Genomic DNA, 25,711 nt, shown 5'->3' with positions numbered 1-25,711 from the left:
CTTAGTGGCTGTTATTTAAAGTTTCTTTTGTCAATTCAATAATTTCGTTTTTAAAATCTATAAAGTTTTCATCTGGTTCAATATTGTAATATGCAACTTCAATATTATTGTTTATTTCATTTATATCTGAAAATTGGAGTTCAAAATATTTGCCTGAAAAATGATCATCTATATTTTCTGTATGTGAATGTGGAAATTGCATTTTGAACTGTTTTTCAAGTTCGGCAAATTTACTAGGATTGAAATTCAAATAGTATGTTTTAACATCTTTACTATTTTCATACCAGCCATTCCTTTTTATTATTAAAAATCCTAAATCATTAATTTCAATTTCAAAATTAATTTCATTGTTATTATTAATTCGGTATTTAATTCTTTTTAATCCAAGTTTGCAAAATTTGATTGGTTCGTACCTTATTTTATCAATTTTATTCTGTAACCAATATTCAGATGTAAATTTTGGTTCATTAAATAAATAGATTAATGGCAATATAATTAATGCCAAAATTATACAAATAGTGAAGTATATTTTCTTTTTCATCGTTTTCTACGGGCCAATAGCCACCAACTCATTTATATGCGCCATAAACTTTCCCATATACACTCAAATTAGTGTAGATTAACGAAAGTTTGTCTCAGTTTTTGCTTTATATCAAATATAGAAATTTAAAAATTATAAATCGTTACTCGTATCTTTAGTTATTTTGGCTGTTTTTTGTACTCCGCCAAGTAAAAATGGGGCTCCGAAGAAAGAATAATGCCCTGATACGAGCTTCCGTCAGCCTGATGCGTGCTTCCGTCGGTCTGATGCAACCTTCCGTGTCCTTGAAACGAGCTTCCGTCAGCCTGATGAATGCTTCCGTCGACCTGATACAAGTTTCCGTCTCCTTGAAGCAAGCTTCCGTGTCCATCAAACGTACTTCCGTCTCCTTAAAACGATCTTTGAATAAGTTATTATCTATTTAGAATGTCGTTTTGTATCTTACTGATGGTTTATTCATGAATTTGTTATTTGATGATAGGGGATTAAACCATAAATTGGGTTGCCAGTTTTTATGAAATTAAATTCATTGTGTTTTCTCTGTTTTGTAAATTAGATAAATGTTTAAGCGCGAAAGCTAATAGAATAGGTGCAGGATAAGAATATAGGAGAATTGGATTGAGTAAGTTGATAAAATATAGGGTATTGTTTTATCGAATATTGTTCTTGTAATTGCGTAATGCCCGCGAGAAGGATAGAAGCAAGCTACCAAAGTAGCGCGTATAGCCTGACAGCATAAAGAGAAAGAGCCGACTCACCGCAACGATGAATTGGCTCTTTCTCTTTATGGTGGCTCGCCCTTATTGTTTTAATTATACTTTGGCTTCTTCTAAAGGGGTGAAATTTTCTTTTGGAGCTTCGCATAAAGAACAGCAATAATCCTCTGGGAGATCCTTGAATAGTGTTCCTTTTTCGATGCCTTGAATAACATCTCCGTATTCTGAATTATAAATGGTTAAGCATTCTTGACATTGATGAATGTCTAGTGTTTTGGTTTCTTTTTTGGTTGTGGCATTTTGAAATTCGAGTACGCTGGTTCCTAATTCTTCAAAGTATTTTTTACTTAATTCGATAAGAATATTAGGTAATTCCAGTTTATCGACATCCTGTGCGTGAACGATGTATTCGCGAGTGTTAGGATCGAAATTCTTGGCATGCAAAATGTTGAAAGTGTCTCGTATTTTAATCGATTCGAGATCTTTTGGCGGATCATTTTTTTCGATTACAATAGAGGTAAAATAATGTCCCTCACGATTGTAATCGGATAGCCCGAAGGTAAGCCCATAAGTACTGATATCGAATTGGTCGAGGGTACGTACAAGGAAGGTTTTGAGGTTCAATGCCCATTCCATTGCAACAGGTAAATGCCAGTTAAGCTCAAGTAAAGAGTGGCGTACGTTGATTCCTTTTTTGCCTAAGAATTTTTCCCAATCGAGTTTACGCTCTTTAGGGATTCCTTTTACAATGAAAGATTTCCAAGGGGTGATACATATTTTTCCGATTTTGCAATCAAAACACAAATCACACATTTCTTTTAGGAATTGTAAGTCGTATAAGTTGTTGCGCCAGTAGAGTCCAAGCCAGTATTGATCGATTCCGAGTCTGTTCATTCCTTCGTAGTACGGGAACGGATAGAAGGAAATGTTTAATGGCTGATCGATGGTTCTATTGTTGGTGTCCAAGTCGCTAACGAGTTGAAAAATCATGTCAATTGTATCGGGTTCTTCCTGAAGTATTTTTTCTATTTCGTAGTAGATTTTTCCAATGTCCCAGCTGTAAATTAATACTGGGAAAAGTTCCATTTTGTCCCATTTTGGCAAACGAATATATAAAAACCAATAGTCTTCATGGTGTGAGGCTATAAAGTTGATGTGTCCCGTAAATAGAGGAACGATTTGTTGTTTGGGATCGGTTATATTGACTTTTAGCTTTGGATTTTCCTTGAATTGTTCGAGTATATAAAGGAATTTATTTCCGGTAAGCCAAGGAGTATTGCTTAAAATATCGGTTGCTACGTAAGAAGAAACGATATTGTTACCGCTTTTTTCGTTGGGATATACAAAATGATGTTTTCCAATTTTTTCGGCAGTATTACTTTGGAATCCTTTTGGGAATATAATGTCTTGTCTTGATCCAAAAGATATGGTATCAAGGCCTTGTTCTAGTCCCATATTTACAATCTCGCGTAATTCTCCTGGAGAAATTACGCCACCTTTTACAATGAGTCTCGTTAATTCCATTTTGTTGTTTTTTAATGAGTAGTTGTTTGTTGATCGTTATTAGTAGATTGGTGTTGGGATTCAAAAAGATTCTTTTGACTTCTTTCTATCAACCAACAACTATTAACTATCAACTTTATAACTTATTTACATTTAGCTAATATCTCTTTTACTTCAGTTTTGCAACTGCCACAGCCCAATCCTGCACCAGTGGTTTTGCATAGTTCGGTAAAGTTGGTTACACCACTTTTGATGGTTTCTTCAATATTACCATGCCCAACCTGACTGCAGGAACAAACCAATTTTCCTATCACAGGTTTTGCTTCAGAACCGCTTCCTCTTAGTAATGTGTTTCGTTTGTCTGCCAATTCGATTTTGCTTTCAATCATGGTTTTGAATTCAGCAAATTCGTTTTTATCTCCCATCAGGATAGCACCTACTAGTAGATCATTCTTAACGATACATTTTTTATAATAGCGTTTCCCTAAGTCGGCAAAAACAATTTCTTCGTAAGAATCATCATTTTCGGGTACTTCGATTTCTCCAATACTACAAAGATTGATATCTTCCAGTTTTAAAATATTCATCAATACCGATCCTTTGTAATAGCTACTGATATCACCAGCAATGAAGTTCGCCAAAATATCAGCTTGTTCCTCGGCAGCAGAAGTGATTCCAAATAACTGATTGTTGAATTCAGCAATTTCACCTATAGCAAATACATCTGGATTGGATGTCTGTAAATACTGATTTACTTTGACACCGCGACCGCAAATAAGCCCTGTTTCCTTTGCTAATTCAATGTTTGGAATAGTTCCAATAGTGTAAACAATAGCATTTGCAGTTAAGATTCGTCCACTTTTTAGGGCAATTTCTATTTCGTTAGCATTTTCAGTTTCGAATACAGTACTTACCTCATTATCAAAATAGATTTGAATATCTCGAAGCTGTACTTCTTCAGCCAATAATTTACTGGATATACGATCCAGTTGACGCTCCATTAAACGGGAAGCTCTTTGGATAATTGTTATTTTAACTTTTTTGTGTTTAAGCGCTGCTGCTAATTCAAGTCCTAATAAACCACCACCTACAATAACTACGTGTTGTTCTTCTGCTGGTAAATTAGTTCCCTCTAAGTAATCTTTTAATCGGTCAGCATCATTTTTCTTACGGATGGTAAAACGACCTGGTAGATGCAATTGCGCATTTTCGGGAATGAAAGGACGGCTTCCGGTAGCCATAATCAAGGTGTCAAATTGATGAATTTTACCTTGACTGTCGGTTATAATTTTATCGGTTGCATTTACGTTTTCAATCGCTACGCCCGATTTCATAGTAATATTTAATTGTCCCAAAGCATCATCTTTTATTTTTAAAAGACTTTCCCAAGACAATTCGGCTGTAACATATTCCGGTAATAAAACGCGATTGTAAAATGGGTTTTCCTCGTTTGAAAAAACAATAATTTCATCGACAGTATTGATTTCTCTATAATTCTGAATGAAACGGAAAGCCGCGGCTCCTGCTCCAATAACTGCGATTTTTTGAAAAGGTTTAACGTATTTTGTTACTGAAACGGTAGTGAATTTAAAATCAGGTTCTTTGGAGATTGGATCAACAATAGTATTGGTTAGATTGTTGGTTCTGTTCAAATCATTATCCAATTGTTTTCCCCAGTGCATTGGCAAAAATAAAACACCTTCTTTGATAGTATCGGTTACTTTGGCTTTTACACGTACTTCTCCATTTTTACTGGCTACTATAACAATATCTCCATTTTTAATTTTTGCTTTATAAGCATCGATAGGATTTATTTCAAGAACTGGACTAGGAGTGTGTGTCATTAATCGCGATACTTTTCCAGTTTTGGTCATCGTATGCCATTGATCACGTATACGTCCAGTAGTTAATATAAATGGGTATTGTGCCGATGGTTTTTCCGAAGTATTTTCGATACTTGTTGGGATATTGAAAATTGCTTTTTGCGATGGGGTAAAGAACTTTTTATCCGAAAATAAACGAGGTGTTCCCGGGTGTCCATAATCTGGTACAGGCCATTGAAAAGTTCCTTCGTTTTTTAGTCTTGAATAATTTAAATAAGAGACATCTATATTAGTGCCTTTGGTCATAAGGCAATATTCTTTATAAACAGCTTCGGTATTCTCGAAATTGAAACCTGAAAATTTCATTTTTTTTGCAAAATTCAACAAAATTTCAACATCCGATAAAGCTTCTCCAGGAGGATTAATTCCTTTTGGCAGATAAGAGATACGACGCTCAGAGTTGGTCATTGTACCTTCTTTTTCTAACCAACCTGCTGCGGGTAATAATAAATCGGCAAATTTTGCGGTGTCGGCACTATGAGAAATATCTTGAACGACAACAAACTTAGCGTTTGCTAATGCTTTTTCAACTCTGCGTGAATCTGGTAAGCTGACCATTGGATTAGTACAGATAATCCAAACCGCTTTCATTTTCCCAGATTCTAAAGCATCAAACATTTCGGTGGCTGTAAGTCCTGGTTTTTCCGAAATGGAATCTACTCCCCAAAAATCGGCTACTTCTTTGCGATGTTCTGGATTGTTTAATTCTTTATGAACTGCTAGTAAGTTAGCCATTCCGCCCACTTCGCGGCCTCCCATTGCATTGGGTTGCCCTGTCAATGAGAAAGGACCAGATCCTGGTTTTCCAATTTGACCAGTTACCAGTGAAAGGTTCAATAAAGCAGTATTTTTATCAACGCCAATAGCACTTTGGTTAAGTCCCATAGCCCACATAGAAATAAATCCTTTGGCTCTGCCAATCATTTCTGCTGCTAAGTGAATGTCATTTACAGAAATACCACAAACTTTGGACGCATTTTCATAAGAACTGTTAGATACAAGTTCTTTGTATAGTTGATAGTTTTCGGTATGGTTTTTTACAAAATCTGTGTCAACATATCCTTTTTCTATTAATCGTTTTCCAATAGCGTGGTATAAAACAATATCGGTTCCAGGAAGTATCTGCAAGTGTAAATCGGCAGAAAGTGCTGAGTCGGTTTTTCTTGGATCGACAACGATTATTTTTACTTTAGGATTTTTTTCTTTGTGTTGCTCTAATCTTCTAAAAAGAATGGGATGACAAAATGCAGGATTTGCTCCGGTTATCATAAAAGTATCAGCCAGTTCAATATCAGCATACGCAATAGGAACGGAGTCTTCTCCAAAGGTTTTTTTGTAACCAGCCACTGCAGAACTCATACAGAGTCTGGAGTTGGTGTCTATATTATTAGTTTTTAAAAAACCTTTTACTAATTTGTTAGTCAAATAATATTCTTCAGTCAAACATTGTCCAGAGATATAAAAACCAACACTATCAGGTCCGTGTTTTTTTATGATGGAAGAAAAAACAGCTGCTGCGCGGTCTAAAGCTGCATCCCAGCTTACTCTTTCTTTTGGATGTGATTTACTCCATCTCATTTCAGGATATAATATTCTATCCGAAGTGTCATTGACAACATAATGTAAATTCATCCCTTTAGAACAAAGCATTCCTCTGTTTACGGGATGATCTTTATCGCCTGTAACCGTCACTCCATTTTTAGAATCATTTTTTACAATAATTCCGCATCCTACTCCACAATAGGAACACGTAGTTTTGATTTCTGTATTTTGCATTATGTATATCTTTATTTATGAAGTAATCATCTAAGGATTGTATGTACAATGTACGCAGACAAAAGTAAGTAATAATTACGTATTAATACGTATAAAATTAATTTTATTTTAGCGTTTACATTCAATATAATTAGAATGCTAAAAATAGGTTCAATATTTTGAATTATTAGAATAATTGGGGTGTAAATCCATAACGATAATCATGTTTTGCAACTTTGATAAAAAGAAATCGAAGTTTTTAGATTTTAGTCAGCGTAAATGCAATTATATTTCAATTGAATAGTTTTTGAGTTCCCTTGAAAAGGAAACTTTGACTTACTTCGTCAGTTCTTGAAAAATCATGTGGGCGTATCCCTCCCAAAAAGGTCGGGTCGGGCTTTCCGTTCCCGCTTTTTTATATTTGGTGAAGAAAAATCACCAAATATAAAAAGAGCTCCACTACAATCCCTTACGCGAGAAATACTATAATTCCGAGAATCTATATAAATTTATAGTTTTAGAAATTAATCAAAAAAAAACCTGATGCATTTGAAAAATGCATCAGGTTCTTAATGGATTGAAACTTGTTTTTGGTGGTATTTTTTTCTTTGTTTTTTGTTAAAAGATAGAGAAGCAAAAACTAGTTTTTCAGACCAATTTTAAAGCTATTTATATACTCAACTGGCTTTCTTCCGTCGTAGAACATATCGTCAATGAATTCGTTAGTTGTAGCTTTAAAACCATCTGTTACAGGAATATCCGATTCAGAAATAAAGCCTTCTTCTAGGAGTAATTTTGCTGCTTGAAACCAGATATCCGGCTTGTAAACTTCTTGAATTTTACTGATATACCATTCATTAGGCTTTGATTCAGTTATTTGACCCCAACGTTTCATTTGAGTCATGTACCAAATTCCATCTGAATAATAAGGATAGGTTGCATTGTATTTAAAGAAAACATTAAAGTCGGGCACAGATCGAACGTCCCCTTTTTCAAATTCAAAAGTACCTAACATTGAATTGTCTATTACTCGTTTGCTTCCATCTACATATGCGGATTTTGACAAAATTCTAGTAGCTTCTTTCCGATTTTCAGGATTGTCTAACCATTTTCCGGCTCTTATTAATGCTTTTGTGATAGCGATGGCAGTATTAGGATATTTAGTAACGAACTCTTTAGTCATCACGAATACTTTTTCAGGATGATTTTTCCAAATTTCTTTACTGGTAACTATAGGAACTCCTATACTTTCCTCAACTGCTTGTTGATTCCATGGTTCTCCAACACAATAGCCGTTAATAGTACCTGCCTTTAATGTTTCTGGCATTTGCGGAGGCGCTGTAATATTCAACTGTACATCGGCACCAGCATTTCCTTTACTTCCTTGAATGTTGGTGTTACTGTAAAATCCTGGATTTATACCACCTGCTGCCAGCCAATAGCGCAACTGATAATTATGAGTTGAATAAGCACCAACAATTCCAAAGGTAAAAGGTTTGTTTGCATGTTTGTAAAAATTCAAAACAGGTTTCAAAGCATAAGAAGGAATAGGGTGAACTGGTTTTCCATATTCTTGAGGTATGCTGTCTTTCATTTTTGCCCAAGCTTCATTTGATACCGTAATGGCATTTCCATTGAGATCCATAGAATAGGAGGTAACAAGTTGAGCTTGTCTTCCGCAGCCTACGGCAGCTGCGATTGGTTGCCCAGCAAGCATTTGAGCACCGTCAAGTTGATTTTCTATTACTTTGTCTAGAATTTCTCTCCAATTGGCTTGGGCTTCTAAGTTTACAGTAAGTCCTTCCTCTTCAAAATAGCCTAAGAATTTAGCAATTGCTAATGGAGCCATATCAGTAAGTTTTATAAAGCCAATAGTTAAGATTGCTTTTTCTACAGGTAGTTTTTTTGTTTTTGGTGGGTTTACTTTGTTAGTTCGCTTATGCTCGAGTGTAATTTTCTTTTTTAAAATTGAATTGTTTGTATCTGGACTTTTAAAACCGGTAACAGTAAATACTATTACCAAAAGTGCAATTAAGTTTGAGGCTAGTTTTCTCATGGTCTTTTGGTTTTTGGTTAATATTCTGGTGAGATTAGTTATGCTCAGTAATTTTAAAAATATAATTTAGGTGATGTGTATCTGCTCTTGTTCTTTTGAAGATTTAAAAATGATTTTGGGAATGGGCATAGCTGTTCTTGACCACTTAGTAAAGGGCTTTTTATTGTGATAGTATGATTAATAAAAATAAAAACTGCTCTCCAAGTAAGAGGTTAGGAGAGCAGCTATACACAAGTAATTAAAAAGGCATTATTTTTTTCTATCCATTTCTTTTGATAAGATTGGTTGTTTTTCGTTCATGATTTTGGTTACTGTAACATGCATCCAAATTAAACAGGCTGCTGATAAGAGTAAAATAAAAATCCATGAGCTAGACCAAATTCCCGTAGTGGTTAATAAATATCCGAAAATTATTGGTCCAAAAAATCCTCCAAGACCTCCAATCATTCCTACCATACCACCTACAACACCTACTTCGGTTGGGAAATATTCCGGGATATGTTTGTATACTGCAGCTTTACCAATTCCCCATGAAATTCCAATTAGAATTACTAGGATTAGATACACCCACATATTAGCACTAAAGTGAATAGCAGTAACACCTTTAGCAATAAGTTCTTTTTTCTTTACTTCTTGATTTTGATTTACAACCACTTCCTGCCAAGAATTACGAGTTGGAAATATTGTATTTTCTAGAGGTTTGTTTATTTTTAAATTAATTGGAAATTCTTTTTCGCCAACTTTCACAAGTGTGTTTGAAACGGCAGTGATGATTCCTTTTTTTGTTGCCATAACTCCTGGTCCAGAAGTGGTAATATCCATTTTTGGAATCATTAATAGCGCACTTAGAATTACTGATGATCCCAGTACCCAATACATTACTTTACGAGCTCCAAATTTATCTGACAAATAACCTCCAAATGCGCGAATAACACCTGATGGTAAACTGAACATTGTTGCAAACATACCACCCATAACCAAACTCGTTTGATAGACATTCATAAAGTTGGGTAACAACCATTGAGAATAAGCAACGAAACAACCAAATACTAAGAAATAATAAGCTCCAAATCTCCAAACTCTAGTACTTTTTAAAGATTGCAGCATTTGAGGAACACTCTTAGTTTGGTTTTCCATTTTTTTGTTTTTTGTAAAAATCAAAAAGATAATACCAATTACAACTAATGCAACTCCATATATAATTGGGAGCATTTTCCATCCGTTTTGTGGATCATCAATTGAGAATTCATTTAATAAAGAAGGAGCCATGAATGTCGTTATGGCAGCACCAGCATTACCCATTCCAAAAATTCCTAAAGCTCTGCCTTGCCATTCTTTTGGGTACCAAATAGAAGTGAATCCAATACCAACTGCAAAGCTGGTTCCCACCATACCAAACAGAAAGCTTAAAAGTGCAAACATAAAAAAACTATCTGCTAATGGTAAAAGAAATAAAGGAATAGAGCAAAGAAGCAGCAAAATTGAAAACACATACTTACCACCAAATTTATCAGTTAATATTCCTATTGGTAAACGCATAACTGATCCAGTTAATATAGGAATTCCTAAAAGCCATCCTACTTGGACAACATCCCATTTGAAGATTCCGTTATCTACTAAAAAAGTAACCAGAACCCCATTAAGAGTCCAGCAAGCGAAACACACCGTGAAAGCTAAAGTATTTAGAAATAAAATTCGGTGCGATAATGAAAGGGAGTTTGTTGTTGACATAATACTTATTATTTTTATACAAAACTAAGTAGTATGCAAAATAGAAAAGCTGCGAAAACGCAGCTTTTGAAAAATAATTAAGTATTTATACGTATTTACAAATATTAGAATACTTATTTTTAGTTAGAAAGTATAGAACTCGCTATAAAAGTGCGTATTCTGTTGCTTTATTGGAAAGCTCCATTAGGTTTTTAACTTTTAATTTTTTCATTAGATTGAATCGGTGAACTTCGGCAGTCCTTTTACTAATATCTAATGCTTCAGCTATTTCTTTGTTGCCTTTTCCGCTAAGTAAAAGTTTTAAGATTTCTTTTTCTCTTTTGGTAATTACCTGTTCTTCTCCTAATGATTGTTTTGGCTCAGTGATAAGCGAAGGATTAGTTAATTGTCCAATTAGAATTGATGAAATATCACCACTAAAATATTTTCCACCATTAGAAACCGTATGAACTGCTTTTAAAAATTCTTCTTTGCTTGATCCTTTTAGTAAGTATCCGTCAGCTCCAGCTTGAATAGATTTCAATACGTATTCTTCGGACTCATGCATAGAAAGCATTATAATTTTTACAAAATTATTTTTTGCTCTTAATTGTTCGACAACTTCGATACCTGTTAAGTTGGGCATTCTGATGTCAAGAATTAATAAATCTGGTTTTAGTTCATCTATTGCTGTTAATGCTTCGAGACCATCTGTGGCTTCTCCTATAACAGTTATGTTGGCTTCGTTTTCTAATAATGATTTTATACCATCTCTCACAAAAACGTGGTCGTCTGCAAGAACTACTTGAATTTTATCACTCATAATGTACTACTTATTACTCAATACTACTTCTTACGTAGATTCATCTAATTTGCATGCTAAGATACGTATTTTTTGAAAATAAATTTAAAAATTGAATTTTGAATAGTGAAATTACTTAGTGAGTATCTTTTTGGATTTTTTAAAAATCGAACTCGATTATTAATATGTCTTTATATTTCGCTCTTATGGAGGAGCTCTGATGTATTAAACGGTTATTGATTTCTATTTATATCTTGCCACTCTGTGGCTAAATTCAATGTAGGTTAAGAAATTTTAGCTCCATAGGACTATACTATTTATAGAAGTTCTAAATGGCAGTATTTTTTAAGCTCCATCAGAGCGGTGTCGATTTTAATAATCGAGTTCAGGTTAAAAGGTAAACTGAAAAGTAAAGCTGTTAGATCGCGTGAGTGATGTGAGCAAGTTACCTTGTAACGCGGACAGCACGACAGCATACCGGTAAAAGGGCAAATAAAGGCAAAGAATAATAGCCCTTTTATTGAGATGGTAGCACGCCCCAATAATTATTTAAATAGGAATGTTAAATGTAATTCGCGTTCCTTCGTTTGGAATAGAATTAAAGAAAACGCGACCATTGATATATTGAATGCGTTCTTTCATGAAGAGCATACCCATTCCAGATTCACTATTTCTCTTTTTCTCTACTGTATTAATGTCAAATCCTTTTCCGTTATCATCAACGATGATACTCAAAAGGGTTGCGCTGTGTGAAAGTTGCACAATTATATGTGTAGAATCGGCATATTTGATGGCATTATTGATAGCTTCTTGTGTTAATCGATAAATATTTATTTCGATTAAAGAGTCCAATCGTGCGTTGAAATCAGTTTTGTTATAAAATAAAATGTTCTTTCCAGTGAGTTTAGAAAGTTCTAAAGTGAGTTTAGAAAGTGCAGAATTGATTCCGTGATCACTTAATTCAGGAGGCATTAAATTAAAAGTAGCCGTACGAACTCCTTTGATGATGTCGAGAGATAATTTTTTTAAATATTCTATTTTTATGGCAGCTTTTTCTTTGTCGTCAAGATTGATACTTTCAAGACTGAATTTTAATCCAGTTAGCATTTGTCCTATTCCGTCATGAATTTCTCTGGCAATTCTGTTTTGTTCGTTTTCTTGATTTTCGACAATTTTACTCGAAATTACTTTTTGCTGATTTAATTTGTTTTCAATATTGGCGGTATTCAAACGCTCTACTTCCTGAACAGCTTTTTTACGCTCGGTTATGTCAAAGCATATTATTAAAAGCTCGGACTCATCTTTTTTTATGGTTACCGGAATCATGGATAAGTCTAACCAAAGAGTTTGCTCGTTTCGGGTGGTAATGTTTAATTCGCCTTGCCAGCCTCTGCGGTTGTTTTGAAGTACGATTCTGTCAATGAAAAGTTGTTCTTTTTCAATTGGAGTTAGAACTTCACCGAATTTAGTTTCGGAATTGAAAGGATTGTATTGAAGTAGTTTTGAAAATTTTTCACCAATATGAATAATGGTACCATCAGTTGCAATTCGGCAATAGAGTAACGTATTTTCCATCGCATAATTGAGCGATTTTAATTCTTTGACTGAGTTTTCTTTGGCTTCACTAATTATTTCGGTGTCCTGAGCGAGTTTTAATGCTTTCCTTTCTGAAGATAACAGGTTCGAAATAAGTAACTCAATTTTTTTGGTGGTGGGCTTGAAAATAAACAAAAATTCTAATAGTAAAACGAATAGTGTAAAGACAAGAAGAATGTATTCTGTTTTGCGTTGCAGGGTTACTTTTTCTAATGCTTCAGTATCATATTCACTGACGATTTGATTCATTTTCGAAAGGAAAATCGTTTCGTTAGCTAGTAGAGTTTGTACGAGTTTTTTGTTTTCGTGTTCGTTTTTATTTAGTTTTTTGTTGGTCAAAAAAGTATTTGTAACCTTAATTATAGTGTCAAAATTGGGCTTTATGTTTTTGAAATATCGCGTTAGTTTAGGATTTTTTCTTTTGGAAATCCTAAGCGGTCACTGCCATTTACTAATGAGTTATGATTTGATTTCCAAAGTAAAATGGTTTTAGAAATCTTATTGATCTGCTCTTTTTCTTGCAAAGAATCAGTTATGAAATTGAGAACTAAAACTTCTTTAGTTAATTTTTGGCTAAGCATTCGTTGCTTTCCCGAAATATTAATAATTCTGGAATCGCTGAGTTGACTGTAGAGATTGTATTGGATGAGCAGCTGACTCAGTAGTACTGTTACAGCAATAGTAATTAAGGCGAAGATGTATAATCGCCTTAATTTTTTAAAAGAAATTTTATCAAAAGATACTTTGGATTTTTTTTTCATAGAAGAAAAGTATCACCAATTATAACTGATTTTTCAGGTTAGGGATGTGTAAATCAAAATTATTAAATTGATTTATAATCCTAAAGCGTTTTTTATTAATTGAAGGTTTTCTGGAGTATATTCAATTTTTAGCGCTTCTTGGTGTCCTTTGTCTGACATTTTATTCCAGGTTTTCAGAATAATATTTTTTAATTTTTCTTCATCGTGTTTGTGAACGAATGGATCCAAATAAAATTCTAAGAAAACCAGACAAATTACATCTTCTAAAAGTTGCGTTTCTTCGTCTTTTTTAAGTAATTTTTTTTCAATCAAAAAAGAAACACGATCTATAAAAGCATCTTCATAACCTGCTTTTTGTAATATGTCGGCTGTGGTTTTGGCGTGGAATTTTTTTAGATCTTCTCGCCATTTTAAATAGCCTACACGATCCATTGGATAGGATTCTCGGGCTATTTTCCAACGACAAATGTGTTGTGCTTTGGCCGCTATTTGCACTTCTTCGGAAGCAGTGGGTTGAAAGGTCATTAGCCTTTCGTACATTCTATCTGAATATAGTAATTCCTTTGGATAGGTTATTTCTTGATATATTTCACTGTTTGGATCGGCTTCGTTTTCGGCATCAATCCACGCACTTGCGTTTAAAAAAGGCATTGTTTTCATTTGAAAAAGTATAGATTCATTGGGAGTTACTAACTTTTATGGATGAATACACTTTGTGTGTTCAAATAATAAGTTAATATCACATATTGGTATGCTTATTTCAAAGATACATACATTATTCTAAAAACCCAACGAATACTTCTTCTCCTTCAATTTTTACAGGGTAAGTGGCTATTTTTAAATCATCACCATTTAAATTAGATCCATCTACTAATGAAAAAGTCTTTTTATGCATTGGACAAGCAATTTTAGGAATTCCATCTGTTGAACCAGTCATTCCTCTTGATAACACCATTTCCATTTTATGAGGACAAGCATTTTGGCAAGCATACCATTCGTTTCTTCTTTCGAAGTTAAAAATAGCAATTTGTTTGTCTTTGTATTTAATGCACCCACCTCTGTTGCTTGGAAAATCTTTAATTTCTCCTGCTTTGAACCAGATTTTTACTGCACTTAAATTTACGGTTTCGTATCGGTTTAATAGTTCTTCCATGATGTTTTGTTTTATTTTCTAAAACCAAGCCCCGCTACATGAGGAATAACAGAGCCTAGATTAGAAATATTATTTTTTTTATTCGAATTGATTTGTGCAATTTTTATTTTACCAAGATTTTGGCATTTTTTGGTCTCTTAAAGGGATATATTCTAGATTATCGTCTCTCTCGTCTGTATTAACAAAGTGAGTAAAACGCTTCATTAATCTTGGTTTTTCTATTACTTGATTCCACTCACATTCATAGCTGTTTATTAAAGATGCCATTTCTGAGTCTAGTGTTTCACAAATTCCTATACGGTCAAAAATGATAACTTCTTTTAAGTAATCTAATCCACCTTCCAGTTTCTCCAACCAAGTTGAAGTACGAACTAAAGGTCCCGCAGTTCTGATATAATACATCAAGAAACGGTCCATGTATTTAAGTACAGTTTCTTTATCAATAGATTCTGCTAATAAAACAGCGTGTTTAGGATTTGCACCTCCGTTTCCACAGATGTAAAGATTCCAGCCACCTTCAACGGCGATTAATCCAAAATCTTTTCCTCTTGCTTCAGCACATTCTCTGATACAAGCTGAAACACCTCCTTTGATCTTATGAGGAGCACGAATTCCTTTGTAACGGTTTTCTAATTCAATAGCAAACCCAACACTATCATCCATACCGTAACGACACCAAGCGTTACCAACACAGCTTTTTACAGCTCTTAATGATTTTCCGTAAGCATGTCCCGTTTCAAAACCGTTGTCAATTAATATTTTCCAAATAGCTGGTAAATCATTTAATTGTGCACCAAATAAGTCAAGGCGTTGCGCTCCTGTTATTTTGGTATATAAATCGAATTGTTTAGCTACTTCACCAATAACAATTAATTTTTCAGGAGTGATTTCACCACCAGCCATTCTAGGTACAACTGAATACGTTCCGTTTCTTTGAATATTACCTAAGAACCTATCATTTGTATCTTGTGTGGTAACGTGTTTGTTAGCTGTATCATTATAAAGACTAGAGAAAACTGAAGCTACTACTGGTTTACAAACCTCGCAACCGTCTCCATTTCCGTGATGATCAATTACATCATAGAAATTTGAGTATTTATTGATTTTTACAATATCAAATAATTCTTGTCTAGTGTAATTGAAATGCTCACAAATACTTTCTTTTACTTCTTTTCCTAATGATTTTTGAGTTGCTTTTACAATGTCTACAACCATTGGTTTGCAACCACCACAACCAGAAGTTGCTTTGGTAAGTTTTACTACATCGCTAAATGTACTTGTCGTTCCATCAATTAGGGAGCAACAAATTGCGCCTTTGGTAACATTCTCACAAGAACAGATTACTGCTGAATCTGGTAAGTCACTTGCGCTTCCAAAAGAAGAAGTTTCTCCTCCTCTTGAACCCAAGATTAGATCTTCTGGGTTTTCAGGCAAAGCCATTGCATTATTATAAATTTGGAATAATCCGTTGTAATCTGATGAATCTCCTACTAGGATTCCTCCTAAAAGTGTTTTTCCATCTTTGGTGACATTGATTCTTTTATAGATACCACTGAATTTGTTTTCATAAACAATTGCAGTAACGTTTTCATTTTCGATAAAAGGATCACCAAAACTCGCAACTTCAACTCCAATTAATTTCAATTGAGTAGACATATCGATGGTTTCTCTCATCGTTTTATCCCCTTTAAGGATTTGTTCGGCAGCTACATCGGCCATTTCGTAACCAGGTGCTACAAGTCCATATATCATTCCGTTGTATAGGGCAGCTTCACCAATTGCGTATATATAAGGGTCAGATGTTAGCATTTGATTGTTTACAACAATTCCACCACGCACACCAACTTCAAGTCCAGCAACTCTAGCTAGCTCATCACGAGGTTTAATTCCTGCCGATATAACCAACATATCAACCTTTAACAATTCATCATTGGCAAACATCATTCCCTTTATGCTTTCTTCACCATCTATGTATTGAGTCGCTTTGTTAAGGTGAATACCTATATTAAGCTCTTCAATTTTTGATTGTAACATGTCACTTGCTGCTTGATCCAATTGTCTTGGCATTAGGCGTGGAGCAAATTCTACAACATGTGCATTTAATTCTAGATCACGTACTGCTTTGGCAGCTTCAAGACCTAATAAACCACCACCAAGTACTGCAGCTTCTGTAGCACCGTTGGCTTTTATTTTTTTTGCGTAGGTCATAATTGCATCCAGATCCTCTATGGTTCTGTATACAAAAACGCCTTCTTTCTCTACTCCTTGAATTGGAGGGACAAATGCAGCTGAACCTGTAGCTAAAACTAAGTAGTCATACTCATACGTTTTATCTAAGTGCGTATTTATAGTTTTGTTTTGTGTATTGATGTTTACAATTAACTCAGATGTATTTAGTAAGATGTTATTCTCTTTATACCATTCTGTGGTTGAGAGTGATAGATCATCGGCGCTTTTGCCTGCAAAGTATTCACTTAGGTGAACTCTGTCATAAGCACGTCTTGACTCTTCTCCAAATACTGTAATTTGATACTTTTCTTGCCCAGATTTCGAAACGAACTTCTCGCAAAATTTATAACCTACCATGCCGTTTCCGACTACTATTACATTAATCATAATCTGTTAATTAAGTATTACTACGCAAATATACGTAGTAATACTTAATTTCAATACTTAATTTTATTTTTTTTTCTAAAATAGAATGATTTTTAATAAGCAGAAAGTGAATTCTGATTAAATATATGATTCTGTTTGGGAGTGTCCTCGTTATACAACATTCTAGTTTTTAATACTATTTTAGGAGCAACAACGTCAGACTGTCCGCTATATTTTTTCTTTTTTTTAAGGAAAAAAAATCTATCCTTCATACAAATCTAGTAAAGAAGAGAATTTTGAGTTGATAGGGAATGAATACTTATAGGGTACTAAGTAGGCTAGTTAAGTACTTAATAAAACTTATTTTGTATATAAAATAAAGTTTTTAGGCTTGTTTTCAAATGAAAGAGCTAATCAATATTATGAAACGGGATGCCCTAGCCCTGATGGGAACGGCATCCTTTCCTGTCCTTCTTTAGGACAGGAAAGATATAGTGGACAGCAGGAAATAGCTCCTAAGTAAAATGAACTTTGAAGTTTTTGGTTTTCTTTATCAATAATCATAAAGGTGCTCAAGTGTGCAGTTTTGTTTTTTGGATTCTCTGATGATTGATAGTAGTTCGTTGACGGGCAAGAGGTAAAGACTTCTCTTTAATTTATTGTTTGAAACTATTTGGGACTCATATAATAGTTGTGTTTTACGATTTGTTAGTGTTTGGGATTTATCCATTATTAGTGAAACTGCGATTTCGTCGTTGCCTGATATTTCGTAGATGGTTATATTTTGATTGGACAGTTTTTTTAATTCTTCTGTAAATACTCCCCATCGAGTGATTGAAATGATCATTTTATCTCCTTCTTTCTTTATTATTTTGAGATTGTTGTTCTCTTGTATTGAACCATCGTTTGAAACAATTAAGTAGATATTGTTTACTGGTGTTTCGTAACTTGAACCGGCTGCCCATTGTATGAGTTGTGCATAGAAGGCTTTGAATGTAAACTCGCAGGTAAAGAGTAAAGTTCGTTCCCATTTTCGAATTGTACTGCAATTGGAAGAGCTTGATGTGTTCCAGACTTGTTTTATCCAGGGTAAAAACTTGAATTCGTACCAAGCGGTTTGATAAATGAAATTGCTGTAGGCTCTTTGGGCTTGAAATATTGTTTTTTCTTCGTTTGATATTTTTTCTTCTGAAAAGAGCGAAAAGATTTTTCCGATTGTGTTTTCATAAATCATTTTGGCACCATATTCCATGGTTATGCTTACTCCTATGACTTGAAGCATGGTTTTGTATTCGGGGTTTTCGGGATAGGCTTTTGATGTTAATTTTAAGGAACGGTCATAAAGTGTCCAGTATTCGTCTATGGATTTGTAGAAAGGAAAATTGGATGGGTTCTTGCCGCTTTCGAGGTAATCTGAGTATTCTTTTGGGTTGAATACCAAATACCATTCGGGTACAGTAAGTATTGTTTGTTCCTCGGCTCTGTAATATCCTTTTATTTCATTTTTTGCAACCGAGAGTTTGTTTTTGCTGTAGGGATTGTATTTGTCTAAAAGCTTATTGGTAAATCTTTGATTTGGATCTAATTTGTTTTTTAAGTCAAAGTATTTATCAGAATTAGGATAACCTTTTTTGAACTGCTCTAAAGTTGCGTGGGGTTGATAGGGAAGGTACCATGTTCCTTTTTCGCTTAGGATGGCATCGGTCATTTCTAGTGTCCATTGCTTTACGGCTTCTTTCGCTTTATCATCTGTTTTTTGTTTGTAGTAAATTACAAAAGCAAACACTTCTTTATTTGCCCATGAAAGGTAGCTTTTGGTATCGGGCAAGGCGTGTCTTAATGAAACATTCATCACATTTACTTCATGTTTTTGAAAAATAGCTCTCATTTTGGGTATAAATGATTTTATGTTTTCGACAGGTATGAAGTATTCTTCTAAGACATAGGTTTCTGCGTCTCTTGATGAGGGTTCTAATTCTTTTACATTATAACTGGCTTCTTTGTTTCTCCATCGTACTTTTTCGGGGATGAAAAAGAGCGGATCTATTATGTTTTCTCGGATCCATTTTCCTGAATTGCCCCAAGAAACAATTTTTTCTACGTTGGTTTCTAACCAATAATTTTCATCTTCGGCGTTTAATTTTTCTTGATCTGTTAATTCTTTGGTTGATTTTTTCCAAACTACACTTCTGATTTGAGTATAATTGGGAGGGTACAAATCTCCGTTTTGGAAAATAACATCTTTGTTGTTTTTAATATTGGCGTTAAAGTAAGTATTGTAGTCTTTGGCATCTAAAAGCTGATTGGATCTTTCTACTTTTTCATTGTCTACTAATTGAAGTGTTGCTTCTGCGATGACACCAATTCCACCATAGCCACCAATAGCAGCGTTGAATATATCTTGATTTACTGTAGGTGTGGCTTTTATAATTTCGCCTGAAGCTGTAATTATTTTTAAACCTAAAACAGAGGATATAATTGGCCCGTGACCAATATATCGTCCATGACAATTTACTGATATGGCGCCTCCAACAGTAAAATTGGAATAGGTTTGCATTATTTTAATAGACAAATCATAAGGGTCTATTATCTTTTGTAAATCCCTCCATCGAATACCCGTTTGAACTGTAACTTGTTTATTTTTTCTGTCGAGTTTTACAATCTTATTAAAAGATCTCATGTCGATATGCAAGCTGTTTTCGAAAGCTGTTTGCCCTCCTTGGCTGTATTTTCCGCCACCAATTGATATTGGTCCTGTTGTGGTTTTTATGGCACGAATGATTTCATTAAGTGTTTTTGGCTTAATGATTTTATTGACCTGAATTGAATTTAATTGGGTTACGTCATTTATACGTTTGTTCTCCAGTGTTTTGTTGAAGGTTGGGTCTCCCGAAAATTGGATAAGGAGAATTATATATAGTACAAATGCAATGAAGCTATAGAAAGGGATGTATAATGTCTTTTTGCTATTAATGAATCGAATTGATTTCTTTAATCCTGAAAAAATGAATTTAATAAGGATACAAAAATAGCGATACAGTAATCTAAGTAGATTGAAAAGTTGTTTCATAAATATGTTGAAGGAGGCGTTTATATCTTTGTGAAAACCATTAATGCATTTTTGGTAGGATCGCCTTCTTGAAAGAGTGTTTTGTGGTTGAATTTAAATCCAATTTTTTCGACAAAATGACAAATAAAATCTAAGGAATAAAAGTTTCTAATTTCTTTATGATTGTATTCCCAGGATTCATTTGTACCCATATTAAACACATCATGAGCAAGTGCTACTAGTGTTTTTTGATCTTCGGTTTTGCAGTCATGATCACGTAATATTAATTTGCCTCCGACTCTCATTGTATCTCGTATGGATGAAATGAAAGGAACCCGCAAGTCTAATGGACAATGATGAAAACCAATATAAATAGTAACAAGATCTAAGCTTTTGGGCGGAATGATTTTGGAATATTGAGTTTTGTAATTAGCCAGAGGAATGTAAGTTGCGCCTTTGCTTATTTGGCCTCTGTCTATCATTTCGGTAATAGCGTATCCGGGTTCTTTGCCATCGGCATAATATTTTTTACCTTTAATAGTAACACTTTCTTCTAGATAATCCAGATATCTTCCAGAAGAACCAATTTCTAAATAACCATTAAAAACGGAACCTTCTTTTAATAGTTCTACAGTTTGTCTCGCCATTTCATCTTTTTGGTTCATTAAGGCAGGCAACTGATATCTAATGCTAGAGAATGAAGGCGAAATGTCATCTAATTTTGATTGAGCTGAAGTATAAATTTCGTGGTCGTTGCTTTTATGGATTGTAGTATCATAAATTAGTTTTTGGAATTTGTTCTCTGGATATAGGTTAAAGACATTTTTTAAAAATTTTGAGAACTCGTTTCTTAATTTACTGTTTGTATAAATGTATTTGAAATTACTTTTTGCTAATAAGTTTGTATAAAAAGTATTGTTTGAAAACACTTGTGTGGATGTAACAAATAAAAGTGTTGTTTTGATAAAGTTTCTTCTCTGCATGGTTTTATAATTGCAATCAACGTTAGTTTGTTCGTGTCTTTTTTTATTTTGGTAGTAAATATAGTAGATTTAAACTATAGAATAAATTATTTTGTGATGCGTAGTCGATTGTTATTTATTGACTTTTTATTCGTTTTCTTTTACTCTAAAGATAACGATACGTTCAATTAGTTCATAAGGTATTGGTTGGTTTATAGGGAATTGAACAGATCCTTTGTCTTGTTTATATTTCGAAAGTTCGTTGGCAAATTCAGTATGTCCTTTTGGAGTTGCATAAAAACCAATATAATTTTTTATAAGCTGCAAAATAGGCTAATGGCTTTCCGTTTGTTTTATAGGCTTGCATTCCATAAGAGATGCTTTCAATAGTATTGGGAGCATTGCTAATAATTATGTCGCGAACTTTTTCTAAAAGTAATTGAACTTCTTTTGGGAAAAGTTTAATGTATTCATTAACAGAAATTAACTCAGTTTTCATATTCATTTTTTTATTTTTACAAATACAGTTTTTTGTTTCTTTTGAAAAATTTGAAAAGGTTTATGTATTAACTAAAATACGAATTTAAGTAGTAACTTTAAACACCTTATTCAATTTTGAAAGTTAAAAGTATCGAACTATTACTATAGTTTTTATCTATTAAGAAAAATATTTACATAAATTAAAATTTGTAAATTCGTAATCAAGTTTTTAAAAATCATCACATTATGGAAAATAACACAAATCAGAATTCTACCGGAGAAGGTAAATGTCCATTTTCGGGAAGTAGTCCAAAACAAAGTGCGGGTTCAGGCACAAGAAACAATGACTGGTGGCCTAATCAGTTAAAATTAGGGATTCTTCGTCAAAATTCATCATTGTCTAATCCTATGGGAGCCGATTTTGATTATGCAGAGGCTTTTAAAAGTCTTGATTTGAGTGCTGTTAAAAAAGATCTTTTTGATCTTATGACCGACTCACAAGATTGGTGGCCTGCTGATTATGGACACTACGGACCATTATTTATAAGAATGGCTTGGCATAGTGCTGGTACGTATCGTATTGCAGATGGTCGTGGTGGGGCAGGTTTTGGTACTCAACGTTTTGCACCTCTTAATAGTTGGCCTGATAATGTGAATCTTGATAAAGCACGTTTGTTGTTATGGCCAATAAAACAAAAATATGGAAATAAAATTTCATGGGCCGATTTGATGATTCTTACTGGAAACTGTGCTCTTGAATCGATGGGTTTTAAAACTTTTGGTTTTGCTGGAGGACGTGCAGATGTTTGGGAACCAGCAGAAGATATTTATTGGGGATCTGAAGGAAAGTGGTTGGATGACAATCGGTATTCTGGTGATCGTGAATTGGAAAATCCTTTAGCAGCTGTTCAGATGGGATTAATTTATGTAAATCCAGAAGGGCCAAATGGTAATCCAGATCCAGTAGCGTCTGCAAGAGATATACGTGAAACTTTTGCCCGAATGGCTATGAATGATGAAGAAACTGTTGCACTTATTGCTGGTGGACATACATTTGGTAAAACACATGGAGCAGCTGATCCGGGTCAGTATGTTGGTGTTGAACCAGCTGCAGCAGGTATTGAGGAGCAAGGTTTGGGATGGAAAAATACATTTGAAACAGGAAGTGGTGAATATACAATTGGTAGTGGTCTTGAAGGAGCTTGGACTACAACACCAGCAAAATGGAGTCACAACTATTTAGAAAATCTATTTGGTTTTGAATGGGAACTTACCAAAAGTCCTGCAGGAGCGCACCAATGGAAGCCAAAAGATGGTGCAGGTGCGGGTACAGTACCAGATGCTCATAATGCATCAAAAAGTCATGCACCAACAATGCTAACTGCAGATTTGGCTTTGAGGTTTGATACTATTTACGAACCTATTGCAAGAGATTTTCTTGAAAACCCTGATAAATTTGCAGATGCTTTTGGACGTGCTTGGTTCAAACTAACTCACAGAGATATGGGGCCTATTGTACGTTATCTTGGTCCAGAAGTTCCTAAAGAAGAATTAATTTGGCAAGATCCTATTCCAGCAGTTACTCATACATTAATTAACGAACAAGACATTGTTGCTTTGAAAGCAAATATAATTGATTCTGGATTGTCAGTTTCTCAATTAGTTTCGACAGCTTGGGCTTCGGCATCAACTTTTCGTGGTTCTGATAAACGTGGTGGAGCCAATGGTGCTCGTATTCGTTTAGCTCCACAAAAGGATTGGGAAGTAAATAATCCTGCAGAGTTATCTAAAGTTTTAGCAACTTTGGAAGGAATTCAAAGTGCATTTAATGCTAGTACATCGGGAGATAAAAAAGTGTCACTTGCAGATTTGATTGTTTTGGCAGGAAATGTAGGTGTTGAAAAAGCAGCTCAAAAGGCTGGTTATTCAGTCAATATCCCTTTTACCGCAGGTAGAGGAGATGCTTCACAAGAACAAACAGATGTTGAGTCTTTTGCAGTTTTAGAACCAGAAGCTGATGGATTTAGAAATTATAAGAAAGCTCAATACACAATATCTTCTGAAGAGATGTTAATTGATAAAGCGCAGTTATTGACACTGACATCTACGGAATTGACAGTACTTTTGGGAGGTTTACGTGTTCTTAATACCAACTTCAATGCCTCTAAACTTGGTGTGTTTACTACTAATCCTGAAACACTTACTAATGACTTCTTTGTGAATCTACTCGATTTAGGAACAACTTGGAAAGCTTCATCAAGTTCTGAAGAAGTGTTTGAAGGAAGTGATCGAAAAACAGGAGAATTAAAATGGATTGGATCACGTGTTGATCTTATTTTCGGTTCTAACTCAGAACTTCGTGCTGTTGCAGAGGTTTATGGATGTGGAGATTCTAAAGACAAGTTCATTAAAGATTTCGTAGCAGTTTGGGCTAAGGTTATGAATCTTGATCGTTTCGACTTGGTTTAATTATAAAAGATTTTGATAGTATAAAAAAGGAGACATATTTTATGCCTCCTTTTTTATTAGGTCTAAACTGAGATTTTCTCAATTAATATTTCATTTTCGCCTTTATCAAAATAGGTGCATGTCATTTCGATAATATCTACACGCCATTTTGCAATACCGCATTGCGCTGAATGATTACAAAAAGTCAAATAATCGGTTTCGCCGTGCTGATGTTTTACCAAAAGCTCAATAAAAAGCTCTTTATTTGGAAAATCGGCTACTTTAATTTCAGGATATTTTTCATCTGCGGTGATATTATGATTGTTTACTCCATAATATTGAACATGACCATCATTTACAAAGGTGTCGTATCCTTTTACACCCAAAATGATTAAATCTTGTATGTAATTTGGAAAATCGGCTCCGCTTTTTACTTTAGAATGCGCATCTTTAATTTCTTCTATTGTAAACATATTGATAGAATTTAGAATTAATTACAAATTTATAAAATCATCTGTTTTTGGAAAAATGCTTAAAGCATCGATAACTACTTGAGGGGTAGGAGTGGCTAGCTTTCTTAGTTTAGTATCCATCCAAGCACCATCCACTGTAATCACTGCACACAATACATCTTCTTTATAAAATTCATGAATTATAGACCAACGTGAAGCATCGGCTTTCATTTTTGCCATTTTGGTTTGCATTATTATAGGGTCGGAGAGTTTAATTTCTTTTCTAAAAACACATTCCTCTCTAAATAATATTGGACCAATGTGTTCTGTCTGCATGACTCTTAATGACAATCCTAATTGTTCTAGTATTTCAACACGATGTTGTGCTCCAAAATCATAATAGGCACTATGGCGTAAGTGAAAATTGGGATCTAAATCAGACCAACGAAAAGATAATTGTTTGCTAAATGTAGCCATAGAAGAGTGTATTTACGAGTTTTTTGTTTTTGGCTAAGATAGTAAGGATTTTCAATCTCTTATTATAACTTTTTGCTAAAATTAGTCTTAAATTTAGTTAGGTTTGTCGTTAAATTTTAGAGATTTAATTTTTTAATTATTATCTTCAATTTTAAATTAAGTAACCATTAAAAGAAGTATTTTGAATCTGCCACATAAACATAATTCAGAAGATTATGAGCAATTTATTTTTTGCCTAGAAGCTGTTCCCGATGTTGAAACAGTTACAACTACAGCTGTAATTAAAAACTTAGAACAACTAGCACTTGAAGAAGGAATTACAAGTATTTATAAAACTTGTGATACTATTGAAGGACTTGAAGAAAGTTTGAATACACTGCTTTATGACGATCACAACTTTAAGGACTATGAAATTATTTACTTAGTTATGCAAGGCAAAAGGAATACAATTTGCCTCAATAATTATTACTATAGTTTTGAAGAAATAGCAGAACTCTTCGAAGGGAAAATGAAAGGTAAAATTTTGCATTTTGCTAATACAAAAAAACTTGATTTAAAGCCTGAAGAAGCACAATATTTTCTGGATATTACAGGAGCTGTTGCAGTTTCGGGTTATGGATCAGCATTTAGGGATGTGAACAGTAACTCATTGGACAAAGCATTCTTTAGCTTATGTCAGGAACTGGATGATGTGGTGGATATAGTAGAAGAATTACACCAAAAACATTATGCTTTATGTAAACTACTTGATTTTAGATTGTATTACTAAAAA

The 25,711-nt window shown here is 34.1% G+C and carries 20 protein-coding genes; 3 read left to right on the top strand and 17 right to left on the bottom strand.

The window, feature by feature from the left end; genetic code table 11:
- Position 1 precedes the first annotated feature (1 nt).
- The 11 genes from CLU82_RS01875 to nirB form a co-directional block, all read right to left on the bottom strand.
- Positions 2–541, bottom strand: a complete 540-nt coding sequence (locus CLU82_RS01875; RefSeq protein ID WP_157813305.1) for a hypothetical protein — start codon at positions 539–541, stop codon at positions 2–4.
- Positions 542–1,353: 812 nt separating this feature from the next.
- Positions 1,354–2,781, bottom strand: coding sequence for a rubredoxin (locus CLU82_RS01870; protein ID WP_100841484.1), 1,428 nt, complete (start codon positions 2,779–2,781; stop codon positions 1,354–1,356).
- Between the two features lie 122 nt (positions 2,782–2,903).
- The gene (locus tag CLU82_RS01865) at positions 2,904–6,419 is read right to left on the bottom strand and encodes a nitrate reductase (RefSeq protein WP_100841483.1); all 3,516 of its coding nucleotides are present in this window, start codon (positions 6,417–6,419) and stop codon (positions 2,904–2,906) included.
- A gap of 619 nt (positions 6,420–7,038) precedes the next feature.
- The gene (locus tag CLU82_RS01860) at positions 7,039–8,454 is read right to left on the bottom strand and encodes a CmpA/NrtA family ABC transporter substrate-binding protein (protein ID WP_100841482.1); all 1,416 of its coding nucleotides are present in this window, start codon (positions 8,452–8,454) and stop codon (positions 7,039–7,041) included.
- A 249-nt stretch (positions 8,455–8,703) separates the two neighbouring features.
- Positions 8,704–10,185, bottom strand: coding sequence for a nitrate/nitrite transporter (locus CLU82_RS01855; protein WP_100841481.1), 1,482 nt, complete (start codon positions 10,183–10,185; stop codon positions 8,704–8,706).
- Between the two features lie 142 nt (positions 10,186–10,327).
- Positions 10,328–10,987: a response regulator transcription factor gene (locus tag CLU82_RS01850; protein WP_100841480.1), complete on the bottom strand. Its 660-nt coding sequence runs from the start codon at positions 10,985–10,987 to the stop codon at positions 10,328–10,330.
- Between the two features lie 528 nt (positions 10,988–11,515).
- On the bottom strand, positions 11,516–12,811 hold the full coding sequence (locus CLU82_RS01845) for an ATP-binding protein (protein WP_232735193.1): 1,296 nt from the start codon (positions 12,809–12,811) through the stop codon (positions 11,516–11,518).
- 152 nt (positions 12,812–12,963) lie between these two features.
- Positions 12,964–13,323, bottom strand: coding sequence for a type IV pili methyl-accepting chemotaxis transducer N-terminal domain-containing protein (locus CLU82_RS20925; protein WP_232735192.1), 360 nt, complete (start codon positions 13,321–13,323; stop codon positions 12,964–12,966).
- A gap of 72 nt (positions 13,324–13,395) precedes the next feature.
- Positions 13,396–13,983, bottom strand: a complete 588-nt coding sequence (locus tag CLU82_RS01840; protein WP_100841479.1) for a DUF4202 domain-containing protein — start codon at positions 13,981–13,983, stop codon at positions 13,396–13,398.
- Between the two features lie 115 nt (positions 13,984–14,098).
- Positions 14,099–14,476 (bottom strand): nitrite reductase small subunit NirD, encoded by a 378-nt coding sequence (gene nirD / locus CLU82_RS01835; RefSeq protein ID WP_100841478.1) that lies wholly within the window; start codon positions 14,474–14,476, stop codon positions 14,099–14,101.
- Between the two features lie 108 nt (positions 14,477–14,584).
- Positions 14,585–17,092, bottom strand: a complete 2,508-nt coding sequence (gene nirB, locus CLU82_RS01830; protein WP_100841477.1) for a nitrite reductase large subunit NirB — start codon at positions 17,090–17,092, stop codon at positions 14,585–14,587.
- Between the two features lie 370 nt (positions 17,093–17,462).
- On the opposite strand from nirB, the gene CLU82_RS21060 reads away from it, so the two are divergent.
- Entirely contained in the window at positions 17,463–17,594 is a 132-nt protein-coding gene (locus tag CLU82_RS21060; RefSeq protein ID WP_255409694.1) for a hypothetical protein, read from the top strand.
- Positions 17,595–17,624: 30 nt separating this feature from the next.
- Here CLU82_RS21060 and CLU82_RS01825 read toward each other — a convergent pair whose 3' ends face one another.
- The 4 genes from CLU82_RS01825 to CLU82_RS20920 all read right to left on the bottom strand — a co-directional run bounded on the left by CLU82_RS01825 (position 17,625) and on the right by CLU82_RS20920 (position 21,581).
- Positions 17,625–20,141, bottom strand: a complete 2,517-nt coding sequence (locus tag CLU82_RS01825; RefSeq protein ID WP_100841476.1) for an FAD-binding protein — start codon at positions 20,139–20,141, stop codon at positions 17,625–17,627.
- A 20-nt stretch (positions 20,142–20,161) separates the two neighbouring features.
- Positions 20,162–21,103: a dehydrogenase gene (locus CLU82_RS01820; RefSeq protein WP_100841475.1), complete on the bottom strand. Its 942-nt coding sequence runs from the start codon at positions 21,101–21,103 to the stop codon at positions 20,162–20,164.
- Between the two features lie 126 nt (positions 21,104–21,229).
- The gene (locus CLU82_RS21140) at positions 21,230–21,409 is read right to left on the bottom strand and encodes an iron chaperone (RefSeq protein ID WP_369828967.1); all 180 of its coding nucleotides are present in this window, start codon (positions 21,407–21,409) and stop codon (positions 21,230–21,232) included.
- On the bottom strand, positions 21,354–21,581 hold the full coding sequence (locus CLU82_RS20920) for an iron chaperone (protein ID WP_232735191.1): 228 nt from the start codon (positions 21,579–21,581) through the stop codon (positions 21,354–21,356). The genes CLU82_RS21140 and CLU82_RS20920 overlap by 56 nt, the downstream gene beginning before the upstream one ends.
- 227 nt (positions 21,582–21,808) lie before the next feature.
- Between CLU82_RS20920 and katG the strand changes: the two genes are divergently transcribed.
- Positions 21,809–24,031, top strand: coding sequence for a catalase/peroxidase HPI (gene katG, locus CLU82_RS01810; RefSeq protein WP_100841474.1), 2,223 nt, complete (start codon positions 21,809–21,811; stop codon positions 24,029–24,031).
- A gap of 62 nt (positions 24,032–24,093) precedes the next feature.
- Here the strand turns inward: katG and CLU82_RS01805 are convergent, their stop codons facing one another.
- Together CLU82_RS01805 and CLU82_RS01800 are read right to left on the bottom strand one after the other, a co-directional pair.
- Positions 24,094–24,483, bottom strand: a complete 390-nt coding sequence (locus tag CLU82_RS01805) for a DUF1398 domain-containing protein (RefSeq protein ID WP_100841473.1) — start codon at positions 24,481–24,483, stop codon at positions 24,094–24,096.
- Positions 24,484–24,504: 21 nt separating this feature from the next.
- The gene (locus CLU82_RS01800) at positions 24,505–24,939 is read right to left on the bottom strand and encodes a thioesterase family protein (RefSeq protein WP_100841472.1); all 435 of its coding nucleotides are present in this window, start codon (positions 24,937–24,939) and stop codon (positions 24,505–24,507) included.
- Between the two features lie 181 nt (positions 24,940–25,120).
- Between CLU82_RS01800 and CLU82_RS01795 the strand changes: the two genes are divergently transcribed.
- Positions 25,121–25,708, top strand: coding sequence for a DUF6642 family protein (locus CLU82_RS01795; RefSeq protein WP_232735190.1), 588 nt, complete (start codon positions 25,121–25,123; stop codon positions 25,706–25,708).
- Positions 25,709–25,711 lie beyond the last annotated feature (3 nt).

The organism is Flavobacterium sp. 5, from assembly GCF_002813295.1.
In the GTDB taxonomy this organism is placed as follows: Bacteria; Bacteroidota; Bacteroidia; order Flavobacteriales; family Flavobacteriaceae; genus Flavobacterium.
This window is presented reverse-complemented; position numbering and strand designations above follow the sequence as displayed.